Here is a 21,866-nt window from a genome sequence, read left to right on the forward strand (position 1 = left end):
GCTCCTACAGATAGGCGAAACTTGCCTTTGTCTATATGGTGGGTAACAAGGCGTAGGATTAAGTTTCGAAATTAATTTTTTAAAAATATCAGGCCCGAAGGCCTGTGGTTATGAGGTTGGTAACGAGATGCGATTGATTGGCTGTATATTGATTTCTGGTGTTAACTCCTGGTAGGAGAGTATGGGCATGTCGTATAGGTCTAGCTCGAGCAGTTTTCGTACGTAACGCCGGATATCCATAGACACCACTAATACTGGCTTGTGTTGTATATGGCGTATATCACCCACCTCTTCTCTTACTTTGCTTGTAAATTGCGATGTTAAAGATGGGTCAAGTGCTAAGTAGGCACCGGAAGAGGTTTGTCGAATACCTTCACGGATGGTCTCTTCAATACTTTGATCTAATAAATATGCGGGCAAAATATTAAGGCCGTTGCTGTATTTATAGCTAATGTGTCGTTTAAGTGTTCCCCTCACATATTCGGTAAGTAGTACCGTATCTTTTTCTTTTTGGCCCCATTCGACAAGGGATTCAAGTATGGATCTTAAGTTACGAATAGAAATATCCTCACTGACCAAGCGTTGGAATATTTCGGTAATTTTCTGCAAGGGTAAAAGGCGTTGTACTTCTTTTACCAGTTCAGGGAAGGAACCTTCCATTTGCTCAAGTAAATGACGGGTCTCTTGAATGCCAATAAATTCTTCGGCGTAGCGTTTTAATACAAACGAAAAATGAAAAATAAGCACTCTTGAGGGTTCCATGAATTCAATAGACGCTGACGTCAGGCTGGTTTTGTGCTCAACATCGACCCAAAGGGGGTCGATACCAGGTAATTGATTTTTTAATATTTCATAAGGAATGTTAACGATTTCTAGTTGCTCTGCTTTTTCTGTAATCATGAGTTTGGTTGGGTAAATGTATCCATGCACAATGGGGATTTCATGGACTAAAATGCGATACTCACCTTTTGATAGGTTTTCATTGAAGCGCAAATGCATACCCGGAAATGGGACGCCTAAATCCAAATAAAGGGCACGTCTTACTTGCAATAAGTGCTCGTTTAACTCAGCTGCGGGCAAGTCGTGCTCTAAGTCGGCACTGACATCAATCAACAACGGCAATGTGTATGTGAACTCTTCTTGTTGTCCTAGTTTTTTTCGTGTGATTGAGGGAGGCGTTGTTTTCTTTGAACCGGCAGGAGCCATGGCAGGGATCGCATTAGTATCAATGACCTCTTCATCGGTTGATGATTGGCGTTTTTGTAAAATAAAACCACCGCCGCCAATCAATAATGCTAACGTAATAAATGTAAAGGTGGGAAACCCTGGAATCAGTGAAAAGGAAAAAAGTAAGGCGCCGCCAATCATTAACGCTTTAGGGTGTCTTACAACTTGGAAACCAATATCATTCCCTAAATCACTGTCATCACCTGTAGGCACGCGGGTGACAATAAAACCAGCTGTCATCGCAACAAGCAACGCCGGTATCTGTGCGATTAAGCCGTCACCAATGGTTAATATGGAATAAATCTCTAACGCTTCCCCTGTGGATAAATCATTTTGGAATACGCCAATTGAAATGCCCCCTAGTATATTGACGACAATAATAATAATGCCTGCAATGGCGTCTCCTTTGACGAACTTCATTGCGCCATCCATCGAACCATAAAGCTGGCTTTCTTGTTCGATTAGGGCACGGCGAGTGCGAGCTTCTTCGACTTCAATCACACCTGCACGCATGTCCCCGTCAATGCTCATTTGCTTGCCTGGCATGGCATCTAGTGAGAATCGAGCGCTCACTTCTGCGACACGCTCCGAGCCCTTTGTTATGACCAAGAACTGAACGATGGTAATGATAAGAAAAATAACCAAGCCAACAATCAAATTACCGCCAACTACAAAGTTGCCAAATGTATAAATAATGTCACCGGCATCCGCTTGTAACAGAATTAAGCGTGTAGTGGTGATAGAAAGGGCTAACCGAAAGAGTGTCGTCAACAGTAATAATGAGGGGAAGGCAGACAATTCGAGTGGTGTTTTAATATATATTGCGAGCATCAGTAACGTGACTGATATGCCGATATTAAGGGCAATCAGCACATCGATGATGATCGTTGAAAGTGGTAGCACCATCATAAAAATAATGGAAATTAATAATAAGGCTAAAAAAATGTCATTTCGCTTACCTATTACCGTAAGTACTCTTAATATTCGATTATTCATGACAAAGGGTACTCTGTTTTAAGGCATGCTGACGTGATGTCAACTGGTTTAGTTTGCGTAATGTTGTCAATACGGATTGATGTTCATCAGACAGAGGGTGGTTTAAACACTTATGAATGATCAATTGAGCTTTTTCAAAATACTTTAATGCATTCAGGCATTGAATCAGTTGAATATCGACACTGAGTTTAAACACATCGTGTTTATGTAAAAATTCTAATAAAGGCAAAGCTTTACTGTACTGATTTTGTTGGAAATACATAAAGGCTAATACCGAGAGCCATTGCAAATTTTCATCTTTTAATACGGCTGGTGTAATGTGATTCATGAGAGACTCATATTTGAATTAATAGGCTGCGGTAAGTACTTAAAATCGCGTTATTGTCTTGATGGCTTTGCAACACGTTGATGACATCATCGATGGGTATATTGATGTTGCTTAATATACTCAGTGTGTCTTCTCCTACTCGTTTGAACTGCGATGGGTTAAGCAAATGTGTATCACTAATAATGGGCTTTGATAGGGATTCGAGCCTACTTTCGAAGGTTTTGGGCTTAAACAGTGATGCCATGTGGCATTCTGTTGGGTGCCCCATTGTGGGCAATGATTTTTTCTCGATATTGGGGAGACTAGAGTTCCAAGCATCTGCAAGGGTGTACTCAAAGCCTTGGTTTGTGCCGGCTGGTTTGATCATGATGTGAGACCCTGAGTGACAGCGGTATCGAGTGTCATAAACAGTGTGTCGAAGTATTTGTGAATATCAGGGAGTGTCATTTTTTCTGATGGAATATGAGCACAAACACTTAAAATATTATCCGTTAAGTAACCCGGTTGAAGTGTAAAAGAATGATGATGATCAAAGTGACATAACTCTAATAATTTTAGGATCGATGACTGTGTATCATAATCGCTTACTTGTTTGAGTATCGACAGCTGGGTTGTGTCGTGGTGGAAGTCAAACATGATCGTGTAATCATTGCCAAATGTGAGCGCTAAAGGCTGATCATGTTGTATTTCAATATTCGTTATGCCAAATGTGCGGTTAATGAATTCTGTCACGTTTAGTACGGCAATGTTTTCTGGCATGTTAATGATCCATTTCTTCGTTTGAAGATTCAAGCAGCTCAATTATTTCATTCAATGCCTCTTGCGAGGTTTGCAGAAGCGTATCTCGATCATTTGAATCGGCATAAGCCTTTAGAGGAATAAGGCGCAATAGTTTGTGTATTTCGGTTAAAAAATACAGGCGGTGAGATAGATTGCTGGATAAGCCCATTGATTGCGTGACATTAAAAAACTGATCAGGCTGTAACCATGTCTCTTCTTTAATATCCAGTATATATGCCATAAGCATTTGCCCACTCTCAATTGATTGTTGATGAAAATAGGTCTTCATTTTTAAAATCAACATACTGCATTGATCATGTATGCCGCCGAGTACTTTAAGATAAAACATATCATCGTTAATGACGGTGAGTTTTACGATGGGAATAGAAGAGCCTTGCGCATTCATATCAGCACTGAGAGCGCTTAACAGAAATGCACGAATTTCATCGAAGTTATCTTCCCCGTGATTTTTGATGATATTGCGATAGGTATTGGTCAGGCCTTGATAATCAAGTACTGAGTCACGATAGGTATTTCTTAAAAACTGTGTGCTGACTGAATTTGAATGTTGCTCGGCGGCTTGTGAAATATTAATGCCCGAAATGATTGCTGGGCCGTTCAAATCAAGCTCATTGGCAAGCGCGTTGTCGAGCTCTTGTTTTAAGTCATCTAATCCTTCTTGACCCGTGATGGCATCTTTTAAGATACTTAATGCTGCAAATTGCAGTGACGGATCGTCAGAAAACAACAGATCCCCTTTTGTATTCTTTGCGTTATATCGCTTGAGTTTTTCATAAGCCAAATTTGGGTTTTGCAGTAGTTTACTTACAAATTCCTGTACTGAGTTTTTACGTTCTAAATCCGGTAATTTTTGCAAGTACTCTTGTATTTTTTTAACTGAAATAGGAATGTCTCTCGTTCTTTCTTGTGCTTTTCTATTGCTCAGTTTCTTTTCTGCTTTTTCACTGGCCTGCATTGTGGCTTCTTCAGCGGCATTTAAAATGGCTTGAAGGTGATTAGTCGGGGCTAATGTGACGCTTTGGCCCTTATATTGACCTTTTACATTTGAGGCTTGCGTAACAAACGTATTGGGTTGTAAGGCTGCACTATTGATGTGTCCTTGAATGATGCTAGACAAGCTAGGCTCCTTAACGTTCTTTTTATAATTTATTGAATTGCCACCGCAACTTTCTAGTGTTTGGTATCACTAAGTTTTCAAAAGTTGCAATAAGTTATGAATATGACCGAGCTAAATTATCAAGATGAATTGGATGTGTTGATGGGGTTTTCCGATCGGATAAAACCTGTCATTCGAGAATCCAATCTTGTCAGGGTATATGGGCGAGTCACAGAAGTTGTTGGCACCATTATTAAAGCCGTTGTGCCAGGTGTTGAAGTAGGTGAGCTTTGCTATTTGCAAACCCCAGGTCAAAAAAATCGTCTATTAGCGGAAGTGGTAGGGCTTTCCAAGTCCATTGCATTACTGACACCCATTGGTGAAATGTACGGCGTATCCATCAATACAGAAGTCATTCCCACAGGTGCAGAGCATGAAGTCGGTGTGGGACCTGAATTGCTTGGCAATGTATTAAATGGTTTGGGTGAGCCTTTAAATGGTCAATCAATTAGCACGTGTGAAAAACGTAAAGTATTAAATAGCGCCCCTGACCCCATGACTCGTCGACTCATCGAGCGTCCACTCGCCATGGGGGTAAAAGCGATTGATAGTTTGCTGACCTGTGGAGAGGGGCAGCGCCTTGGCATTTTTGCAGCGGCTGGCGGTGGCAAAAGTACGCTCATGTCTATGTTGGTAAAGGGCTCAGATTCCGATGTCACAGTGATTGCTTTAATTGGTGAGCGTGGTCGAGAAGTAAGAGAGTTTATTGAACATGACTTAGGCGAAGAAGGGTTAAAGCGATCAGTCGTCGTGGTGGCCACGTCAGATAGGCCAGCAATGGAACGCGTTAAAGCCGCCCAGGTGGCGACAACCATTGCAGAATATTTTCGAGATCAAGGCAAGCGAGTGTTGCTATTAATGGACTCCGTAACGCGCTTTGCCAGAGCCCAGCGTGAAATCGGTTTGGCTGCAGGCGAACCGCCCACGCGAAGAGGATTTCCACCGTCTGTTTTTGCAAACTTACCTAAGTTAATGGAACGCGTGGGTCAAAATGATAAAGGTTCGATTACGGCATTTTATACCGTATTGGTTGAAGGTGATGACATGACGGAGCCGGTTGCGGATGAAACACGGTCCATCTTGGATGGACACATTGTGTTATCCCGAAAACTGGCAATCGAAAACCATTATCCGGCCATTGATGTTTTAGCCAGTGTTAGTCGGGTAATGGATAATCTTGTGTCACAAGAGCATAAGTTACAAGCCGGAAAGCTAAGAGAATTATTAGCTAAGTACGAAGAAATTGATATATTGGTAAAAATTGGGGAGTACCAGCCAGGCAGTGATGCGATGGCGGATCTAGCACTTGAAAAAAATGCATCGATTAAAGCATTTTTAAAACAATCAATAACAGAAAAAGTGGCTTTTGATGATGCCTTAGACAGTATGCAAAGGGTATTAGGTTAATGATGTTTAAAAAGATAACAAAAATAAAAAAAATTAAACACTTAAATGCTAGGTTAAAAGAAGCAAAACTAAATGCGCGTTATCAGCAGGCAATGAAGGATTATGAGCAGTCTAAAGTGGATGTTAAAGAGTTTCATGACTATCGCTTAAAAAAAGAAGACATGCTTGTTTCACAGGTGTTAGGAGAATTAGTCACACTCGTTGATATTGATTTAATGAATGAAAAAGTAAGCGGTCTACGGGGCAGTGAAACAGATCTTAAGATGAACGTTCGAAAACAAAAAAAAGCACAAGACTCTGCTTATGATCAATGGCAAATAGGTGTACGAACATTAATACAGGCCCAAAAAGCAATCGATAAGTTTGAATATATAACAGAATTAGAAAGACATACAGAAAGTATAAAAATACAGTATTTAGAGGATTTAGAGTTAGAAGAATTTAAGCCCATTAAGACATTGGAGTATGCAGCTATATGAGTAAGCTATCTTCATTGAATGTATATTTCGATACAAATCAATCTAATAAAAATACAGGCCAGCAAGGTATAGACAAATTGTCAATGCCATTGGGTAATAAGCAATTATTAAAACCTTTAGAATTATTAGTATTTGAGTTGCAGCAAGCGAAATTTGAAAAAGCAGTTTCTCAAGACAATGTAATTGATCAAGCGTTTGATAAAAATCTATTTAATACTATGAGTATTGGTCGCCATGTCCCTTTATTCCAATCTTTAGAAAACCCTTTTCGAATAGAAAAAAATAGGGCTATTAATCACCCAGAAAAAACGAATGGTTTGTCTTTAAACGATTCAATAAGAGCACTAATATCAAATTTATCCATGAAAGAAGATGCTTTAGATGAGGTCAATGTCATGGATGGCAGTCGCGTGCAGTTAGTGAATAATCACACTGATTTTACTAAAAGTAATGTTCGTATCAATGAATCTAATCAGTCAGGTTTAGTAAGTAAGATTAACCTTGTTCAATCCATGGAGGCAGAAATTTTACCAAAATTGTCTGGTATTTTAGATAAAAAGACGGTGACTATTCGACTGTCCGGTGAAGGTACCGCTGGATTAGAGATTCAAGTCTCTCGTCAAGGTGGTGAGCTATCAATGTTGGTCAAAACAACCAATGCAGATGTCTTTAATCAAGTCATCAATGCACGGCAAGATATTCAATATAGCTTGGAGTCAAAGTTACCTAACATGATGGTAAGAATTGATATGGATCTTACTGATCAGTCTGATAGAGAGAGTAAAGGCCATTACGTTTTACCTGATGAAGATGAATCATGATGAATCATTTTGATGTGTTACCTAGTTTAAAGTATCCCTATTTTGAGCCAGCCAGTATTCGATTAATAAATGTATTGGCGCAAACTCCGGTTATGTTCGAATTGAATCACAACACCATGACATTAAATGCAGGGTTGGGCTTTGATGGTTCAAGCTGGATTATTGTAGTGACCTTTAATACTGGCGAGGGAACTTTTTCGCTGTATTTACCACAGAATTTATTCATCGATTTTATGGGCGATTTTAAATCGGCTCAAACTTGGCCAGTCGAGCTACTAAATATTAGAGTTCAACACTTTTTAGAACCAGTCATGCACTTGTTCGAACAAGGGTTTAAAAAAGAGATAGTAGTAGAAGGTGTAAATATTCATAAAAATTTATCATCGAGTAATTATAGACATGCTACTTATCTTAATTTACAGATAAGTGATCAGTCATATGATTTTGCCTTAGAGGCACAAGATTCTATTTTAAGTGAATTTGTAGATCGACTTAATGCGGCTCGTGAAATAATCCCATTAAAAGGTCGATTTTATTATTCAGTACAAACAAAGTTATCGATAGGGTCTTCTCGATTATCATTACAACTTATTAAAAATATAAATATTCATGACATTATTTTTGTTGAAAAAGAGAACTTTAAGGGTGGTGTTTGTCAATTAATATGTGCTGATCAATGGCTTGAAGCCCACAGTGTTGATCTTAAAATATTTTCAATTATTAAAAAACTAGACGGAAGATCTATGAAAAAAGAATCAGATAAAAGCTTGATTGAAACCTCTGAAATCGAACTGAATGTTGATTTTATTTGTGGCCATAAGCAGATTCCAATTTCGGAACTAGAAGCTGTCAATCCAGGTTATGTCTTTGAATTAAATCAAGACATCAGTAGTTTAGTTTCGATAGAAGTTAATGGTACAAGAATTGGAGAAGGCCGGTTAGTAGAAGTCGATAACCGATTAGGTGTTCAAGTTGTAGCTTTGGCTAAAGGGCAATCAGCCCTTAATCATAGTGGGACAGTTGAAGAAGTAAAAGTGGCATCGGTGTGAATAATTTACCGGATCCGTTTTTTCTTATATTGGCGCTGTCTGCTATGGCATTGGTGCCTTTTTTAGCGGTGATGACAACATCATTTGTTAAGCTAGCGGTGGTCTTTGGTTTATTAAGAAACGCGCTGGGTATACAGCAAATCCCACCAAACATGGCCATTTATGGTTTGGCCATTATTCTTTCGATATATATTATGGCCCCTGTTGGGTATGCGATTCATGACAGTTTGTCAGATAAAGAATTTTCTTGGGAAAACAGCGATGAATTTGTCGAAGCAATTGATGACGGCAGTATTCCATTTAAACAATTTCTAAAAAAGCATACTAGCCCTAAAGAGACGGATTTCTTTTTAAAAAATGCGGCTGCACTATGGCCAGAAGAATATGCCGCCAAACTGACAGACGACAGTTTTATGGTTTTAATTCCAGCTTTTACTGTGAGTGAGCTAACATCTGCATTTGAAATTGGATTCTTATTATATTTGCCCTTTATTGTTATTGATTTAATTATTTCAAATATTCTCTTGGCGCTTGGTATGATGATGGTTTCGCCCATGACCATATCGTTGCCATTTAAACTACTATTATTTGTATTGCTTGATGGTTGGGCTCGATTAATACATGGCTTAGTGTTGACCTACCAATGATAGAGTCCGATGTTATTCAATATACATATCAGGCGCTAATGCTTGTTCTGCTTTTATCTATGCCGCCTATTATTGTTGCGTCACTGGTGGGGACATTGGTTAGTTTGTTTCAGGCACTTACACAAATACAAGAGCAAACATTGGCGTTTGCGATTAAATTAGTGGCCATTACGATCACCATATTTTTTACCGCAAGATGGTTAGGTATGGAGATTTACCAATTTGCACTCAAGATACTGCAAGCTATACCGGCATTAGGCTGATATGGAATTCGAACTTTTAAAAGCAACATTCTTTACTTATACCTTGTTGCTACCGCGTATGTTGGCAACCTTTGCAGTGCTCCCTTTCATGGGTAAGAGTGTTATGGGTGGCGCTTTGATTCGTAATGGCGTTGTGGCCAGTCTTGCTTTAATGGTTTTTCCTGTCATTGATCATCAGCTAGAAGGTATCAAGCTGGATGTTACAAGCGTCATGCTAATTATTCTAAAAGAAGTCTTTATTGGCGTGGTGATTGGCTATCTTGCAACGATTCCATTTTGGGCAATTGAGGCAGCGGGATTTTTTATTGATAACCAGCGGGGTTCAACCATGGCCAGTTCACTTAACCCTTTATCCGGTAGTCAAGCATCACCCATTGGCATACTTTTAGTACAGGCAGTGACAACTGTTTTTTTCGTGTCGGGTATGTTTATGTTGTTTTTGTCTGCACTGTATGCCAGTTATGTGACTTGGCCAGTGACGTCATATGTGCCAGATTGGTTGAATTCAGATGCGCCATTATTTTTTATTAAGCAAATGGATATATTAATTAACCTTACGGTTATTTTTGCTGCACCGGCCATCATCGCTATGTTTTTAAGTGAATTTGGACTGGGGTTAATTAGCCGATTTTCCCCACAGCTCAATGTATTCTTTTTAGCAATGCCAATTAAAAGTGCAGTGGCCATTGCCGTGCTTATGATTTACTTGACTGTTTTAATAGGACTATTTGGTGAACATTTAAGGAATTTACCCAATATATTTCACTCGTTGGATGGAGTTTTTTAGGTATTTTATGGATCAAAAAACAGAAAGTCCTACACCGAAAAAATTAAATGATGCAAGGAAGAAAGGGCAAGTCGTTAATAGTAAAGAAGTGGTATCAGCATCGATGCTGAGCGCATTAGTGTTTTACTTCTGGATAACAGGCGATATGTATATTCAGATGATGAGCGATATGGTTACGTTACCCTCTCAGTATTATCATCTCCCATTTATTGATGCGCTTAAATTTGTATTTGATGGTTTATTGTCTAAAGCAATTATATTATCCGTGCCGCTGCTTTTTCTATTATTTGTTATTGGCATTATGTCTAATTTTTTTCAAATAGGTGCGCTTTTTGTATCGGAGCCTATTAAACCAAAAATGGAAAAAATAAGTTTTGTATCCGGTTTTAAGAAAATTTTTTCTATGAAGAATTTTTTCGAATTCATTAAATCCATGATAAAAATAATATTTTTATCAATATTAGTGTATTTGGTTATTGAAAGTAATATTAAGGATCTTGTGAAGTTACCAAACTGTGGTAAGCAATGCTTACTTCCATTACTTGGTCAGATGGTGTTATTACTATTACTAAACAGCGTCGTGGCCTTTATTATCGTTGCTGTTGTAGATTATATTTTTCAAAAAGCACAACACATTAAAGAACTTAAGATGTCGAAAGATGAGATTAAGCGTGAATATAAAGAAACAGAAGGTAATCCAGAAATAAAATCTCAGAGAAAGAGCGTTCACAAAGAACTTTTAAATTCAGACACCCGTCAAAAGGTATCGGGCAGCAGTGTGTTGGTTACAAACCCTACCCATGTAGCCATTGGCTTGTATTATAAAAAAGGTGAGACGCACTTGCCGAGAATGACCATTAAAGGTGTGGATACCGTTGCGTTTAAGATAAAAAGAATCGCACAGGAAGAGGGCATTCCTATTATCGAAAATGTGCCTTTGGCACGAGCACTGTTAGCCCAGGTCGAAGTTGATCAGTTTGTGCCGGATCATTTGATTGATGCCGTTGCAGAAGTGTTTGGCTGGATAGAAAGAATGCAAAAAAAGCAATAGTGTTATTGCTCTTAATTTTGCTCTTCATTTTTCTATTTATTTTAATATATCCGTTAGGCTATTGAGCTGTGTACGTGCACTAATGTCATGTGTGCCATCAGGGTGCTCAAGTAAGCAGTCCGACTCTGATAATCTAGGATCAACAATAATATTGAATCCTTCTAGTGTAGGATGATCAGCTAATATATTTTGAGTGACTTGTTTTGCTGTTTCAGAATTTTCAGGTGATACTCTTAAATTCAGTACACATTCAGTTGATAATTGATCAATGGCTTGGTTAACTAAACCCCTTAACAGATCAGTTTCATTTAATGAACCCACTAATTTTTGAGTAATTTGTAGCACATTATTGGTTAGCTTTTCATGTAAAGTCATAATATGTTGCTTGATTTCTATATTAAGCTTCGTAATGTCCACGGCTTTTTGTATTTCCCATTGTTTTTGGCCTTCGTTGTAACCTTGATCAGACTTTAATTGATAATTTTTCTGAGCGTCATGCGTAATTTTATTAGCAGCCTTTATTGCATCTTCAATGATGTTATTAGCTGTTCGTGAAGCGATAACCAAGTTAGCTGGTATGACTTTATCATAGGCTGTTATATCGGCTTGGGTTAGGGTTATGCGAGTAAGTGATAGCATGCGATAGCATTGTCCTTCGCGATTTTAACGGCTTTATTTCGCACGTTGTATTGAGGTTCGCAAGTATGATCCGTTGATAGATATTCAGCGATGTATGTAGGTAATTTATACTTTATGATATTAAAAGCAGTGTTGTCAGGTTTTTTAATCGCACTAAAAAGAGTTTGTGCACCCGCGCACTGTAATGCTCTTAGCTGATCAATTTCGAATATTTTTTCTAATATATCTTTTTTGGCTAATTTGGGTAGTGTATAAAGTCGCCCAAAATTAATTGCAAATTCATATTGATCAAGCCCAATATTATTTTTAAGGTTGGCTAAGTCTTTCGACAAAATGGTATGAGAGATACACTGTTGAAATTGAATCGAACCCAATAAGCTCAGTAGTTTTAAAAGGCTACTTCTTTCCATTAAAAATAATGGATCAATTGGCTGATCAATCTTCGATATTTCAGTGCAGGATATGTTGAGCTCATTAAAAATAATACGATTGATGAATGGATTTTTGATAGTATTTATTGGGTACTGTTTTAAATAATGTCCGATTGTAAGCGTGTCCAGCCATGAATAATCAATATCGGCAACACTAAAACTACATAGCTTACTATAGGCTATAGCGAGATCAGGATTTTTGATATCGCTTAGCCATCTCATGCCGCTTGACCCGCTTCAGGATTCGTTTTTGTAGTATCATTACGCTTTAGTAAATACTGTCTGTAAGCGTACCAACCAGCTAATCCAAGTAATGCCATAATAAGTATGGTGCACATTATAACCACTACCATAGATATAGAATCGTCTTGAATAATATTGGTTTGGCTTGATGATGAAGGAAACAGCGCAACGCTAACTTGCTTTTCGGTTAGCCCGACAATACTGTTTGCAACTAATAATTTAATTTTTCCCGTGAGTGAATCAAGATTTGTTTCGGCCGTGTGCTTTATAAAAACAGATGCGCTCGTGGGTTTTGGTTCTTTCCCGTATTCTGATTTGTCTGGCATGACTACATGCACTCGAGCAGTTAACACGCCATCTATTTGGGATAAGGTTGAAGAAATCTCTTGAGAAAGTGCATATATTAGTCGGGCCTTTTCTTCAGTTGGTGATGAAATCAAGCCTTCTTTTGAAAAAACATCGCCTAAATTGGTAAAGTGATCTTTTGGATAGCCATGGTTATTAAGAGTGTCGATCGCTGATGCACTTTGCTCCTTTTCGACCAAAAGAGTAATAAAACGGTCTTTGTCTGTCTTTTTATCCACAGAAATACCGGCTTTATATAATATAGCAAACATATGGTTGCCTTCTTTTTCGCTTAACCCTCCATAGAGCTCAGTTTTACAGCCCGTAAGAAAGACAAAAAAAGCAAAATATATAAACAGTCGAGCAATCATAATCTTATCTCTAATATTGCTATTGGCTTTTAAGTAACGTATCAACATTTTGAGTCGTTTTACTGGCTGTTTTTGCCATTAACTCTTCTTGCATTTGCAGCTTGGCGATTTCTAATTGCAGTTTCATCACATCTTGAACCGTCAGCTGACCAATATTTACGGCATCATTTATCGCGCTGACTTTATCGTCATAACCAGATTTTAACTGTTGCATACCTTCTAATATTCGATTGTCCATGCAGTTAGCATTATTAGATGGATCACAGTGCTCACTTTTCTCAACAGCATTTCTAAATTTCTGCTCACTTTCACTGCTGTATGTTTCGGTGAAATCCAACGCTGAGCTGTTATTGGGTAAAGCAGTCGCTGCGGATGCACTTGTGGCTTCGATCATATTTTTTCCTACTTTCTACGCGGCTAAGAATTCTAAAGCCAGAGCTCGAGAGGGTTGATCATTGTTTGCGGATTCATTAGACAATGGCTTTAGTAATGAATAGCCTTTTTCATAATGCCCGGAGCAAATGTGAGCATAACCAATCAATACTTTAATAGTTGGGTTTTCAGGATCCAATGGCAATGCATTGTCTTCAAGTAACTTTAACGCAACCAACGGTTTGTTTGAGTTTAATTGTGATACGGCTTTTAACAGAAACGGCAGCGGGCTACTTTCATAGATCGCTGCGATACCCTCACTGATGCTGTAACACGCTTCAGTGAGCCCATTTGTCGCACAGGTAAAAGCCAGTTCAGTTAATGCTTGTTTAGGAAATGATTGTTTTATGCTCATATTCTTTGCCTATTACATTTTTTGAACAACGCCCTGCAAGGCATCTTTTAGTGCTTTAATGGTTGTGCTTTGTAAATTAGTAGCAATGGTCCATTCATTTACTTTTTGTTGAAATTTCAACATCTCGGTAGGATCGTGAAGATTGGCATCTTTAAGTGTGTCGAGTTCGTTTTGAGCGGTTGTAACTGCCTTATTAAGTGCAGTGCTTATTCCATTGAAATCCAAAGCCATGATAATCTCCTGATTAGCTCGTTAGTTGTTTTATAGCTGCTTGTGCAGCCGAATAACACGTTAATAGTTTAGAATATTGATCGTAATCTTTTGGTGTTAGGCCTGTCTTGGTTTTTTTAAGTGCATCTTCTTTTAATGCATTTAAATACTTATAAAAATCTTGCGTTAAATAATCGGAATCATCTATCGGGTTTTGGTCACTACTTTTGGAGCCGTTGTTTAGCGATATCATTTAGTTCGCTCCCAATTGATGAAGGTATATCTCTTCACCTTTTTTTAATTGAATATATTGTGTATTGATGTCGTCGATAATCAGGCCACTTAATAAGGTGCTGCCGTTAACAAATTTTTGTCCATCATCGGTAATAAAATATGGAGTCCTGCCTATGTTGACACTGCGCACGTTTAATCCCATTCGAATATTACGAGGAATTGATACTTGATTTTCGAGTTCTGTATTGTTAATTATGTTTAAAATATTTGTGTTACTTTCTTTTTCTGTGTTAATTATATTTTTCAATTGTTCTGATTTATTTGTAGTGCCTTGTACAATTAGTTCACCTGGGTTTTCCCCTAATACGACGTTAATACTGTCTTCTTTAAGGGATGATAATTTTTGATATAACAATTGCTTTAGATTTTCATCAATAATGATATCTATTTTTGCTTGTATATTTGCCAGTTCCATTATTGTTTTTAATTGAGTTAAGTCAGATTGATTTCTTAAACGACCTTTTATTTCAGCCCCATGTTCATTTTCATTAAAAATTAAGTAATCGGATTTAAATGTCCCTTTTACTTGCTCCCATTTCGGGGCTTGTGTGAGATAGATTATGTCTTCTTTTTTGTCGTTTTGATCTTCTTTAAAAATCATAATACTGGCTAAGGCCAGTGTGATAAATAAACCTGTATAAATTGAATTTTTTATTGTCTTATTTCGATTTTTATCGTCTTTGTTGATTGATGTATTACTGATTGAGTGATTATCTGTAGTATCTGTTTCTTGTTTAAAATTTATGCCGGGTAAGCTGACGTTCTGCCAATTTTCAGTCTTGAGACCGATTACCATTTTTAATGTCCCCACAGATATAATTTGTGGAAAGATAACAAGGTATCGTTCGTTATTGTCTTGTTCATGATTACGTGGCTTTGTTGCGTTATCGCCAATAAATATAGGATTACTTTCTTTGGGTAACGATATTTCGGCAGAAGTTTCATTTAAGTGTAAAGTAAAGTGATGTGCGACTAATGCTGCATCTGTAAGAGTGAGATCGTCTGTGTCGGCGCATCCAATTTTGTAGTCGCCGTCTTTTAATGGGATTTCGGCGCCTTGATGGGCTCCCGTTAAAAATTTAATTATCCATTTATTCATGATGTGATTCTCCATGATGATCTAATGGCTCTTTTTCAATACAGTAAGGCGGTATAATAATATTAGGCTCACTAGAGTGCTTTAAATGTTGAAGTTCATGGCAACTGGCGGGTCTAACTTTGTCATTAAGTAATGTCATACCCATTTTCTTTTGGCTTTTAATGTCATCAGTTGAAATTGAGCTGTCTGCCACTGAGTCATGTTCTATTGGCGTTTGGCTGCTAATAAGACGTGGCGTAATTAAAAACAACCGTGCCATACGCGTATGTTCTTCGTGTGTACGCTTAAATAAATTACCAAATATAGGAATACTAGAGAGTATCGGCACACGACTTTCACTGCTGACCATTGTATCGAAGTGATAGCCGCCAATAAGTAAGCTTTGATTTTCTTGAACAATGGCGCGAGTAGAAATAGTACTGTTTTGTATCGTAGGAATATTGTCGACTCTGTCTTGAGTTTGTTGTCCGTCTTCAATATTGATTTCAAGATGAATACTGGTTTGGTTATTATCTTTAATCACATGGGGAGTCACTTTTAATACAGAGCCCACTGATATCGGGAATAGGTCAACTTCATCTTTGCCGGCCACTCTTACATAAAAGGTAGAGCTATTATCTAAAATAGCCTCCATGTTGTCGGTCGACACAACAGAAGGTCTTGATAGTATTTGAGCTTCACCTTCTTCGGTTAACATGTTTAAACGCGCAAATACATGATTGCTCGCACTATTTAATACTGTTGAGAAAGAAACGCCATTGCCTAATGCTAACCCAATGCCTGCCCCGTCTGGCTCAGCACCATCGGGCATATCACCAAAGCCTGTTATACCATTGCTTTTAGAACCGGCTCGCCAGCTCACGCCTAAATCTTCTATTTTGTTGGTGCGGATATTAATGATGCTGACGCTAATCTCAATTTGATCCACGGGTCGGTCTAGTTTTTCAATTAACGTTTCATAAATTTCCATGCGGGACGCTAAATCATAAACCACGACGGCATTACTGCGAATGTCGGCTTCAATCGTGGCTTTTTCCCCAGGATTACCGATGGCAGTCTCATCATCTTTTTTTGTTTTTTTGTTGATGCCTTTCCCTTTTAATTTTTCTACACCAGATGATTCATCAGGTAATGGTCGGCGTACGGTATTTTGACCACTGACGAGACGCTTTAGCATGGTGACAACACCGGGGACTTCCATGGATTCTTGGCGAAAGGTGAGAGCGCGGTCATAAGCAGAGGCGTATTTTAATGGAAATATTTTAACGGTATAGGTGGATTCCATTTGATCCTTTGCCCTTGCATCCATCATTGCCGCGGTTTCAGTAATGATTTCAACCATTCTAGGAGGACCAGATAAGTAAATTAATCCACTGTCAGGTAGCTCTTTCCAGTTGTATTGATGGTCCCAAATCCCCAATGCGTGCAAGTTGTAACGCAGTGTTGATGGTTTTATATGATCGAGTTGTAATAACTGATTTTCGATTTCATCATTACGATAAAAATACAAAATACTGCCATCGTAATACCAATTAATGCCATAGACATCCGACATTTTTTCTAAAAATAGCTTTGCCGTGATACTCGGAAATTTTCCGTTTACATTACCGCTGATTTTGGTGCTTACAAAAACAGGTGCATCGTAGGTATTCGCGAAATTTTTAAGTACTTCTGCCAACGATTCATTGTTACTAATGAGTGAGAAATTGTCTTTGCCTGACCATGGCATTTTATTTGCCATCACACTGGAAGAAAATAATAAAAAAGTGAATAAATACACTGGCTGCATCAGCTTTAAATACATATCAGGCTTCTTTATTCATCGAGTGGTGGGGTTTTGAATACGGATTGTCTGATCTATAGTGGCTTTTTTCTTGGGATGGCACGAACTTAGAGCACTCTTTTGAAAAATATTCACACGTGTTTAAAAAATCTTCAACTGACAGCAGAAAATCATGATTAGACAGTGATTGTGTCTCTATTCTTTTTTTGATAAATAGAGGATATCAGATGCCTTATCAATAGATATACCTTCCTGAAAGTATGTATTTTTGTTCCAACTTAACGACAGTAATTTTTTATAGATATCTAAGATGTCTTCGGCAGGTACTTGATGAATACTTGTATAAAGCACCATTAGATTTGCTCTGCTTTTGATTTCCAGATGAATATGGTCAATCGTCATATTGATTTCTCCATTAGCAGCGGTATGCCGAATGCCAAATTCAGATGCTAGAGCGTCAATAAGTGCTTCTGCCCGATTTTTTAGATGTGATTGAGACGTCATATTCAGTTATTTGTTAAATTTATACTGATGTGTGGCAGTTGCTCGAGAATAGTTTCGAAACTATTCATTTGATTTTGCTACTACAGATATAAGCTTAAAAATTTAACTAACGGTAAATATTATTATCAATTTCTAGTTGTTTTGATGGATAGAGGTTGGTAATCAATGAGCGCCTTATAGAAGCTGTTTTATCTAATATCGTAAAGGGGATAATAATGCGATGTGCACACGAACAAATGGGTCATTGGCTAGCTGAAATGAGCGGGTCACTAGGTGCGAAAATTCAGTTAAGTGATGATGGTTACTGTCGGATGATGAGCGAAGACGAGACAGTAATGACATTAGTCGCTGAGCCTGCTACAGAAGTATTTCGTGTTTTTTTAGATATTCTCCCTATGCCACTCGATAATCATATTCAGATTTATGAAAATTGTTTAAAAATGAATCTTGATCAAGGTTATACTGGCGGTGCATCTATTGGCGTTGACTTACCATCCTATTCTTTAGTTTTGTCATATATAAGCCAAGTGGAAAATATTACGTTTATTCAGTTTAACAATGTTTTACAAAACCTTTTAGGGGTCGCAAAAAAAATAAAAATAGATTTAATCTCGTATGAACAAGACTCTCAGCCGCAATTAATTAGAGAAGACATTGGTTTCACTAGCCATATTTTGCAAGTGTAATTCAGACAGCCGATTTTAATATCTGACCTAAAATTTTTACATATAAAATCATAAAGGTGTATTAACATGGTTAATGCTGTTACGAATGCAAGCCTTACACATACCATTCAAACTATTGATACTAAAAGAGCTTCTGTTGATAATCTTAACCCGCTTGATCCGGGTGAAAGGCGATTTTCACTGACTGCAAATGCAGTGACGGTTACTGCTAGAATTGAGGGTGGGCCGAAACATTTAGAACCTGTCGAATATCGTGAGGAAAATAAAAAACTTGATAAAACTCACAGGGATGACCTGCTCGAAGGATTAACATCGCGCCGTGTTTCGATTGACAGTACTCATGAACTTCATGAACGGGGGGAATTAATCGAAAGCCCTATTACACAAAAAGAAGTTGAGAAATTTAGTACACTTGTTACAGATGTGAAAGCACAAATGAGCACCACTAAAAAGCCTGCTAACGATAATGATGCGATAGCTAAAATTGCAGAAACAGCTATTCACAAAACGCTTGAGTCTGATTCTCAAAAAACTTATCAATTAGTGACTTTTCAGAAGCTGTTAGAATTTATTTTTGTGGTAAATAGTACACCTGAAGGTAAGAAGCAATTAAGCAGTTGGGGAGGGAATAAATATGCGCATTATACTAATAAAGAACCTTCAATGGTTGGCTATAAAGGTAATTCGAGCTCCCCAGCAGATGCGATTAATCTTGTTATGGCTCGCGTTAATCAGGATTTAGAATCTGAATCAGGTAAGCTAACTGTACAAACTATGAGGGACATATCTGCTTTATCAACCCAAATAGCCGCTCAGTTTAAGCCTAATACAAAAGCGCTGGTTCAATTAGATAACATGATTGCTTTACTTGAGGGTAATCAAGATTCTGAATCAACGGCATTAAAGTGTATTGATAATAGATTGGGTAATATTGCTGGCAAGCTTAATGAACTAAGTGAAAATAAGATTCAGACGGGTAATGCTGCTGACGATGTAAAAGAATTAATTAAAGATCACTTACTCAAAAATGGTGTGTTGGATTCAGAAGTAATCAAGCTAATTAATGACGGTTATAAGGATATATTAGCTGATAGTGACTTTAAAAGCCTTTCGCAAACAGAACTGAGATACCCACTTAAGGGTGCAAAAATGTGGGATCAAGATCGCATCCCTAAAGAGAATAGACTCGATACAGCTATAGCAGTATGGGGACCTGCATCATCAGCTAGAAACGCAGGTGCGACTCATACAACAGCTTTCCCAGAAGAAAGTAATAAGATGGGTGATGGAGCATTTGATGCAGTCAGGGTAGCAGAAATGAGCGATGCGAAATATCCGCAGTCAGGATTTGGTTCATCGTTAACAACGTGGCACACAACACAGTTTTTAGATGTAGTTTTAGGTGCTACAAATGAGCAGAAAAAGGTGTATGCAGCTGGACAGGCCAGTGACTGGGCGGCTAATAGTGCAAGTATTTTAAATAAATATGGTGTTCAGGGTGCTCACGGATTACCAGAAGCATTTCTAACTTATGCGTTGTCTTCGACAGGTCATGTAACTGAGGATCAACTGGTTTCGGATGAAAATGCAGGTATAGGTAAAGAGTATATGAGAACGACATTAATAAGATCAATCTTGAAAATGAATATGGGAATAACGCCATCTCAAGATGGGAAACCTTGGGAATTAACCGCTCACCCAAGAACGGCAGCGGATGTTGAGGGTGATTACCTAAAAGCACGTAAGGGCGACCTCGAAGAGGCGTTATAATAGAGAATGTAAACTTTAACGATAAGGGCTTTAATGACCCTTTTTCGGTTTAACTAAAGGCTTTCAATGGTGCTCTTTAATCGCAAAAGTGCATCTTTTGATTTTTTCTCTGTCAATTTTTCAAAATACAGCGCATTAAAGGCAGTGAGTAATGCATTCGGCATCGTGTAGTTTAGCGTACGCTGAAAATGAGTTTGACCGTTAATGTCAGTGACACGATATTCAAGTTCTATTTTTACGCCATTATTTTGATTGATGGCGTGTGCATACCATAACTGCCCAGGTTGACTGTCTATGATTTCCCATACTAGGTGGTTCATGCCGATGGGTGTATTAATGTCTTCTTCGAAGCTTTTCCCTTTTGTGAGAGGGCCATTCGTTGGTGCATAAACCTTGGTGGACTGAGGATGCCATTGTGGCCATAGCGCAACGGAGCTTGCATAGTTTAATGTCTCAATGGTTGAGCGATTAATCGTAATGTGATCAACAATATTAGTTGTCATCGTGCTAAACCAAAGCGTTGAGGTAAACCAAAGTATTAATGGTAATCGAACGATTTCAATTAGCGCAAAGCGCGTCTTATTTTCCAGTAAATCATTTGCAATCACTAGCCCTGTTAATATTAAACCTACGCCAATAATTAGCTGCGCCCCTGATAATGACGGTGCTAAAAATACAAACAGTGTCGTGACTAAAAATGTAACCAGCATGGATAAACCCACATACATTTTAATGAGGGGTGTTGTTTGCGGGTTGTATTTTTTACGGTTTAAGCTGCCACTTTTTTGCAGCATACGAGTATTGGTATTACGGTCTTGGCAATCATCGGGACGCCAGCCTGTTGGTTTGATCCATAATGTTATTTTATTTTTCCACGATTCAGTGTGTATGGTGTCTTTTGCCAGCAATGCCCAATGCTGCAGGTTGGCTTTGATAGGGTTGAGGGTATTAAGCGGTTGGGTGGTGCCATAGTGACAAGGCTCATCGACCAGCTCTGGTTGCCAAGTGCGAAATACGCGATCCCAAATAACCAATGTACCGCCATAATTTCTGTCAATGTATTTTGGATTTTTTGCGTGATGTACTCGATGACTTGAGGGTGTGGATAATATGCCCTCTACAAGGGGCACTTTATGTACAGCTTGTGTATGCAACCAAAATTGATACAGCTTTAAAATGATAAATTGGATTAAGAATACCTGAGGCGGGCAACCAAATAGCGCCAGCGGCAAATAAAACACCCATGAAAACGCATACTGAAACGCACTCTGTCTAAGGGCTGTGGTGAGATTGTATTCTTCACTTTGATGGTGCCCCACATGCGCCCCCCATAAAAAATTGACTTCATGGGCGAGTCGATGAAACCAGTAGTAGCAAAAATCCACACCAAAGAAAAATACAACCCAAGTGATGATATCGGTGCTGCTAAAGTCAACCATGCGATGGTTTTGCCAAATATAAATGAAAACAGCAAAGGTATAGGCTTTCAGTAAGGCATCGGAGATTAATAAGCATAAGCCCATAGACAGACTGGTGACGCTGTCGTTATAACGGTGCAGGTTACGACCACTTAATCTTAGAAATAGGTATTCTATGCACATAATAATGAGAAACAGCGGAATGGCTAACCCATTAATATTGTATTCACTCATGTTCGGCCCTACGTATGTCTTAGACACATCATTATTGTTA

General features: G+C 38.3%; 26 protein-coding genes. 10 read left to right on the forward strand and 16 right to left on the reverse strand.

All coding sequences use genetic code 11. From position 1 onward, the window contains the following. Window positions 1–108: 108 nt before the first annotated feature. Genes sctV through sctW form a run of 5 tightly spaced genes read right to left on the reverse strand, consistent with a single transcriptional unit; the run spans window position 109 to window position 4,469 of the window. Window positions 109–2,223, reverse strand: a complete 2,115-nt coding sequence (gene sctV, locus ACU6U9_RS07645) for a type III secretion system export apparatus subunit SctV (protein ID WP_446734442.1) — start codon at window positions 2,221–2,223, stop codon at window positions 109–111. Beyond that, window positions 2,216–2,551 (reverse strand): hypothetical protein, encoded by a 336-nt coding sequence (locus ACU6U9_RS07650; protein WP_446734443.1) that lies wholly within the window; start codon window positions 2,549–2,551, stop codon window positions 2,216–2,218. Before ACU6U9_RS07650 ends, sctV begins: the two co-directional genes overlap by 8 nt. Window positions 2,552–2,558: 7 nt before the next feature. After that, a complete protein-coding gene (gene sctX / locus ACU6U9_RS07655) occupies window positions 2,559–2,918 on the reverse strand; it encodes a type III secretion apparatus assembly protein SctX (protein WP_446734444.1) in 360 nt (119 codons plus the stop codon). Continuing rightward, window positions 2,915–3,310, reverse strand: coding sequence for a hypothetical protein (locus ACU6U9_RS07660; protein ID WP_446734445.1), 396 nt, complete (start codon window positions 3,308–3,310; stop codon window positions 2,915–2,917). Before ACU6U9_RS07660 ends, sctX begins: the two co-directional genes overlap by 4 nt. 1 nt (window position 3,311) lies before the next feature. Next, a complete protein-coding gene (sctW, locus tag ACU6U9_RS07665) occupies window positions 3,312–4,469 on the reverse strand; it encodes a type III secretion system gatekeeper subunit SctW (RefSeq protein ID WP_446734446.1) in 1,158 nt (385 codons plus the stop codon). 102 nt (window positions 4,470–4,571) lie between these two features. Here sctW and sctN point away from each other — a divergent pair, with 102 nt between their 5' ends. Genes sctN through sctU form a run of 8 tightly spaced genes read left to right on the forward strand, consistent with a single transcriptional unit; the run spans window position 4,572 to window position 11,012 of the window. Beyond that, window positions 4,572–5,915: a type III secretion system ATPase SctN gene (sctN, locus tag ACU6U9_RS07670; RefSeq protein ID WP_446734447.1), complete on the forward strand. Its 1,344-nt coding sequence runs from the start codon at window positions 4,572–4,574 to the stop codon at window positions 5,913–5,915. After that, a complete protein-coding gene (sctO, locus tag ACU6U9_RS07675) occupies window positions 5,915–6,394 on the forward strand; it encodes a type III secretion system stalk subunit SctO (RefSeq protein WP_446734448.1) in 480 nt (159 codons plus the stop codon). The genes sctN and sctO overlap by 1 nt, the downstream gene beginning before the upstream one ends. Next, complete coding sequence (locus ACU6U9_RS07680; protein WP_446734449.1) at window positions 6,391–7,215, forward strand: hypothetical protein; 825 nt, start codon at window positions 6,391–6,393, stop codon at window positions 7,213–7,215. The genes sctO and ACU6U9_RS07680 overlap by 4 nt, the downstream gene beginning before the upstream one ends. Next, entirely contained in the window at window positions 7,212–8,264 is a 1,053-nt protein-coding gene (locus ACU6U9_RS07685; protein ID WP_446734450.1) for a FliM/FliN family flagellar motor switch protein, read from the forward strand. Before ACU6U9_RS07680 ends, ACU6U9_RS07685 begins: the two co-directional genes overlap by 4 nt. After that, window positions 8,261–8,911 carry a type III secretion system export apparatus subunit SctR gene (gene sctR, locus ACU6U9_RS07690; RefSeq protein WP_446734451.1) on the forward strand — a complete coding sequence of 217 codons (651 nt, stop codon included), beginning with the start codon at window positions 8,261–8,263 and terminating at the stop codon, window positions 8,909–8,911. Before ACU6U9_RS07685 ends, sctR begins: the two co-directional genes overlap by 4 nt. Next, complete coding sequence (gene sctS, locus ACU6U9_RS07695) at window positions 8,908–9,174, forward strand: type III secretion system export apparatus subunit SctS (RefSeq protein WP_446734452.1); 267 nt, start codon at window positions 8,908–8,910, stop codon at window positions 9,172–9,174. Before sctR ends, sctS begins: the two co-directional genes overlap by 4 nt. 1 nt (window position 9,175) lies before the next feature. Continuing rightward, window positions 9,176–9,961, forward strand: coding sequence for a type III secretion system export apparatus subunit SctT (gene sctT, locus ACU6U9_RS07700; protein ID WP_446734453.1), 786 nt, complete (start codon window positions 9,176–9,178; stop codon window positions 9,959–9,961). Between the two features lie 7 nt (window positions 9,962–9,968). Then, on the forward strand, window positions 9,969–11,012 hold the full coding sequence (gene sctU, locus ACU6U9_RS07705; protein WP_446734454.1) for a type III secretion system export apparatus subunit SctU: 1,044 nt from the start codon (window positions 9,969–9,971) through the stop codon (window positions 11,010–11,012). Window positions 11,013–11,048: 36 nt separating this feature from the next. Here sctU and ACU6U9_RS07710 read toward each other — a convergent pair whose 3' ends face one another. The 10 genes from ACU6U9_RS07710 to ACU6U9_RS07755 form a co-directional block, all read right to left on the reverse strand. Beyond that, entirely contained in the window at window positions 11,049–11,651 is a 603-nt protein-coding gene (locus ACU6U9_RS07710) for a V-type ATP synthase subunit E family protein (RefSeq protein WP_446734455.1), read from the reverse strand. After that, a complete protein-coding gene (locus tag ACU6U9_RS07715) occupies window positions 11,630–12,304 on the reverse strand; it encodes a SctK family type III secretion system sorting platform protein (RefSeq protein ID WP_446734456.1) in 675 nt (224 codons plus the stop codon). The genes ACU6U9_RS07710 and ACU6U9_RS07715 overlap by 22 nt, the downstream gene beginning before the upstream one ends. Further along, complete coding sequence (gene sctJ, locus ACU6U9_RS07720; protein ID WP_446734457.1) at window positions 12,301–13,089, reverse strand: type III secretion system inner membrane ring lipoprotein SctJ; 789 nt, start codon at window positions 13,087–13,089, stop codon at window positions 12,301–12,303. Before sctJ ends, ACU6U9_RS07715 begins: the two co-directional genes overlap by 4 nt. Next, entirely contained in the window at window positions 13,061–13,435 is a 375-nt protein-coding gene (sctI, locus tag ACU6U9_RS07725; protein WP_446734458.1) for a type III secretion system inner rod subunit SctI, read from the reverse strand. Before sctI ends, sctJ begins: the two co-directional genes overlap by 29 nt. A 15-nt stretch (window positions 13,436–13,450) precedes the next feature. Beyond that, the gene (locus ACU6U9_RS07730; RefSeq protein ID WP_446734459.1) at window positions 13,451–13,828 is read right to left on the reverse strand and encodes a hypothetical protein; all 378 of its coding nucleotides are present in this window, start codon (window positions 13,826–13,828) and stop codon (window positions 13,451–13,453) included. Window positions 13,829–13,840: 12 nt separating this feature from the next. Then, window positions 13,841–14,059 carry a type III secretion system needle filament subunit SctF gene (gene sctF / locus ACU6U9_RS07735; protein WP_446734460.1) on the reverse strand — a complete coding sequence of 73 codons (219 nt, stop codon included), beginning with the start codon at window positions 14,057–14,059 and terminating at the stop codon, window positions 13,841–13,843. A 13-nt stretch (window positions 14,060–14,072) separates the two neighbouring features. After that, window positions 14,073–14,291: a hypothetical protein gene (locus ACU6U9_RS07740; protein ID WP_446734461.1), complete on the reverse strand. Its 219-nt coding sequence runs from the start codon at window positions 14,289–14,291 to the stop codon at window positions 14,073–14,075. After that, window positions 14,292–15,431 carry an FHA domain-containing protein gene (locus tag ACU6U9_RS07745; RefSeq protein WP_446734462.1) on the reverse strand — a complete coding sequence of 380 codons (1,140 nt, stop codon included), beginning with the start codon at window positions 15,429–15,431 and terminating at the stop codon, window positions 14,292–14,294. Next, the gene (gene sctC / locus ACU6U9_RS07750; protein ID WP_446734463.1) at window positions 15,424–17,235 is read right to left on the reverse strand and encodes a type III secretion system outer membrane ring subunit SctC; all 1,812 of its coding nucleotides are present in this window, start codon (window positions 17,233–17,235) and stop codon (window positions 15,424–15,426) included. The genes ACU6U9_RS07745 and sctC overlap by 8 nt, the downstream gene beginning before the upstream one ends. 174 nt (window positions 17,236–17,409) lie before the next feature. After that, window positions 17,410–17,718 carry a type III secretion system chaperone gene (locus ACU6U9_RS07755; protein ID WP_446734464.1) on the reverse strand — a complete coding sequence of 103 codons (309 nt, stop codon included), beginning with the start codon at window positions 17,716–17,718 and terminating at the stop codon, window positions 17,410–17,412. A 215-nt stretch (window positions 17,719–17,933) separates the two neighbouring features. Here ACU6U9_RS07755 and ACU6U9_RS07760 point away from each other — a divergent pair, with 215 nt between their 5' ends. Both ACU6U9_RS07760 and ACU6U9_RS07765 read left to right on the forward strand, forming a co-directional pair. Then, complete coding sequence (locus ACU6U9_RS07760) at window positions 17,934–18,404, forward strand: CesT family type III secretion system chaperone (protein WP_446734465.1); 471 nt, start codon at window positions 17,934–17,936, stop codon at window positions 18,402–18,404. A gap of 66 nt (window positions 18,405–18,470) precedes the next feature. After that, window positions 18,471–20,174 (forward strand): hypothetical protein, encoded by a 1,704-nt coding sequence (locus tag ACU6U9_RS07765; protein ID WP_446734466.1) that lies wholly within the window; start codon window positions 18,471–18,473, stop codon window positions 20,172–20,174. Between the two features lie 53 nt (window positions 20,175–20,227). On the opposite strand, the gene ACU6U9_RS07770 is transcribed toward ACU6U9_RS07765, so the two are convergent. Then, window positions 20,228–21,826 (reverse strand): sterol desaturase family protein, encoded by a 1,599-nt coding sequence (locus ACU6U9_RS07770; RefSeq protein WP_446734467.1) that lies wholly within the window; start codon window positions 21,824–21,826, stop codon window positions 20,228–20,230. Window positions 21,827–21,866 lie beyond the last annotated feature (40 nt).

The organism is Pseudomonas sp. HK3, assembly GCF_052920985.1.

Bases quoted from the DNA above. Each gene is read 5' to 3' on its own strand.
- sctV (WP_446734442.1), bottom strand. From the start codon at position 2,223: ATGAATAATCGAATATTAAGAGTACTTACGGTAATAGGTAAGCGAAAT.
- ACU6U9_RS07650 (WP_446734443.1), bottom strand. From the start codon at position 2,551: ATGAATCACATTACACCAGCCGTATTAAAAGATGAAAATTTGCAATGG.
- sctX (WP_446734444.1), bottom strand. From the start codon at position 2,918: ATGATCAAACCAGCCGGCACAAACCAAGGCTTTGAGTACACCCTTGCA.
- ACU6U9_RS07660 (WP_446734445.1), bottom strand. From the start codon at position 3,310: ATGCCAGAAAACATTGCCGTACTAAACGTGACAGAATTCATTAACCGC.
- sctN (WP_446734447.1), top strand. From the start codon at position 4,572: ATGACCGAGCTAAATTATCAAGATGAATTGGATGTGTTGATGGGGTTT.
- sctO (WP_446734448.1), top strand. From the start codon at position 5,915: ATGATGTTTAAAAAGATAACAAAAATAAAAAAAATTAAACACTTAAAT.
- ACU6U9_RS07680 (WP_446734449.1), top strand. From the start codon at position 6,391: ATGAGTAAGCTATCTTCATTGAATGTATATTTCGATACAAATCAATCT.
- ACU6U9_RS07685 (WP_446734450.1), top strand. From the start codon at position 7,212: ATGATGAATCATTTTGATGTGTTACCTAGTTTAAAGTATCCCTATTTT.
- sctS (WP_446734452.1), top strand. From the start codon at position 8,908: ATGATAGAGTCCGATGTTATTCAATATACATATCAGGCGCTAATGCTT.
- sctT (WP_446734453.1), top strand. From the start codon at position 9,176: ATGGAATTCGAACTTTTAAAAGCAACATTCTTTACTTATACCTTGTTG.
- sctU (WP_446734454.1), top strand. From the start codon at position 9,969: ATGGATCAAAAAACAGAAAGTCCTACACCGAAAAAATTAAATGATGCA.
- ACU6U9_RS07710 (WP_446734455.1), bottom strand. From the start codon at position 11,651: ATGCTATCACTTACTCGCATAACCCTAACCCAAGCCGATATAACAGCC.
- ACU6U9_RS07715 (WP_446734456.1), bottom strand. From the start codon at position 12,304: ATGAGATGGCTAAGCGATATCAAAAATCCTGATCTCGCTATAGCCTAT.
- sctJ (WP_446734457.1), bottom strand. From the start codon at position 13,089: ATGTTGATACGTTACTTAAAAGCCAATAGCAATATTAGAGATAAGATT.
- sctI (WP_446734458.1), bottom strand. From the start codon at position 13,435: ATGATCGAAGCCACAAGTGCATCCGCAGCGACTGCTTTACCCAATAAC.
- ACU6U9_RS07730 (WP_446734459.1), bottom strand. From the start codon at position 13,828: ATGAGCATAAAACAATCATTTCCTAAACAAGCATTAACTGAACTGGCT.
- sctF (WP_446734460.1), bottom strand. From the start codon at position 14,059: ATGGCTTTGGATTTCAATGGAATAAGCACTGCACTTAATAAGGCAGTT.
- ACU6U9_RS07740 (WP_446734461.1), bottom strand. From the start codon at position 14,291: ATGATATCGCTAAACAACGGCTCCAAAAGTAGTGACCAAAACCCGATA.
- ACU6U9_RS07745 (WP_446734462.1), bottom strand. From the start codon at position 15,431: ATGAATAAATGGATAATTAAATTTTTAACGGGAGCCCATCAAGGCGCC.
- sctC (WP_446734463.1), bottom strand. From the start codon at position 17,235: ATGTATTTAAAGCTGATGCAGCCAGTGTATTTATTCACTTTTTTATTA.
- ACU6U9_RS07755 (WP_446734464.1), bottom strand. From the start codon at position 17,718: ATGACGTCTCAATCACATCTAAAAAATCGGGCAGAAGCACTTATTGAC.
- ACU6U9_RS07760 (WP_446734465.1), top strand. From the start codon at position 17,934: ATGCGATGTGCACACGAACAAATGGGTCATTGGCTAGCTGAAATGAGC.
- ACU6U9_RS07765 (WP_446734466.1), top strand. From the start codon at position 18,471: ATGGTTAATGCTGTTACGAATGCAAGCCTTACACATACCATTCAAACT.
- ACU6U9_RS07770 (WP_446734467.1), bottom strand. From the start codon at position 21,826: ATGAGTGAATACAATATTAATGGGTTAGCCATTCCGCTGTTTCTCATT.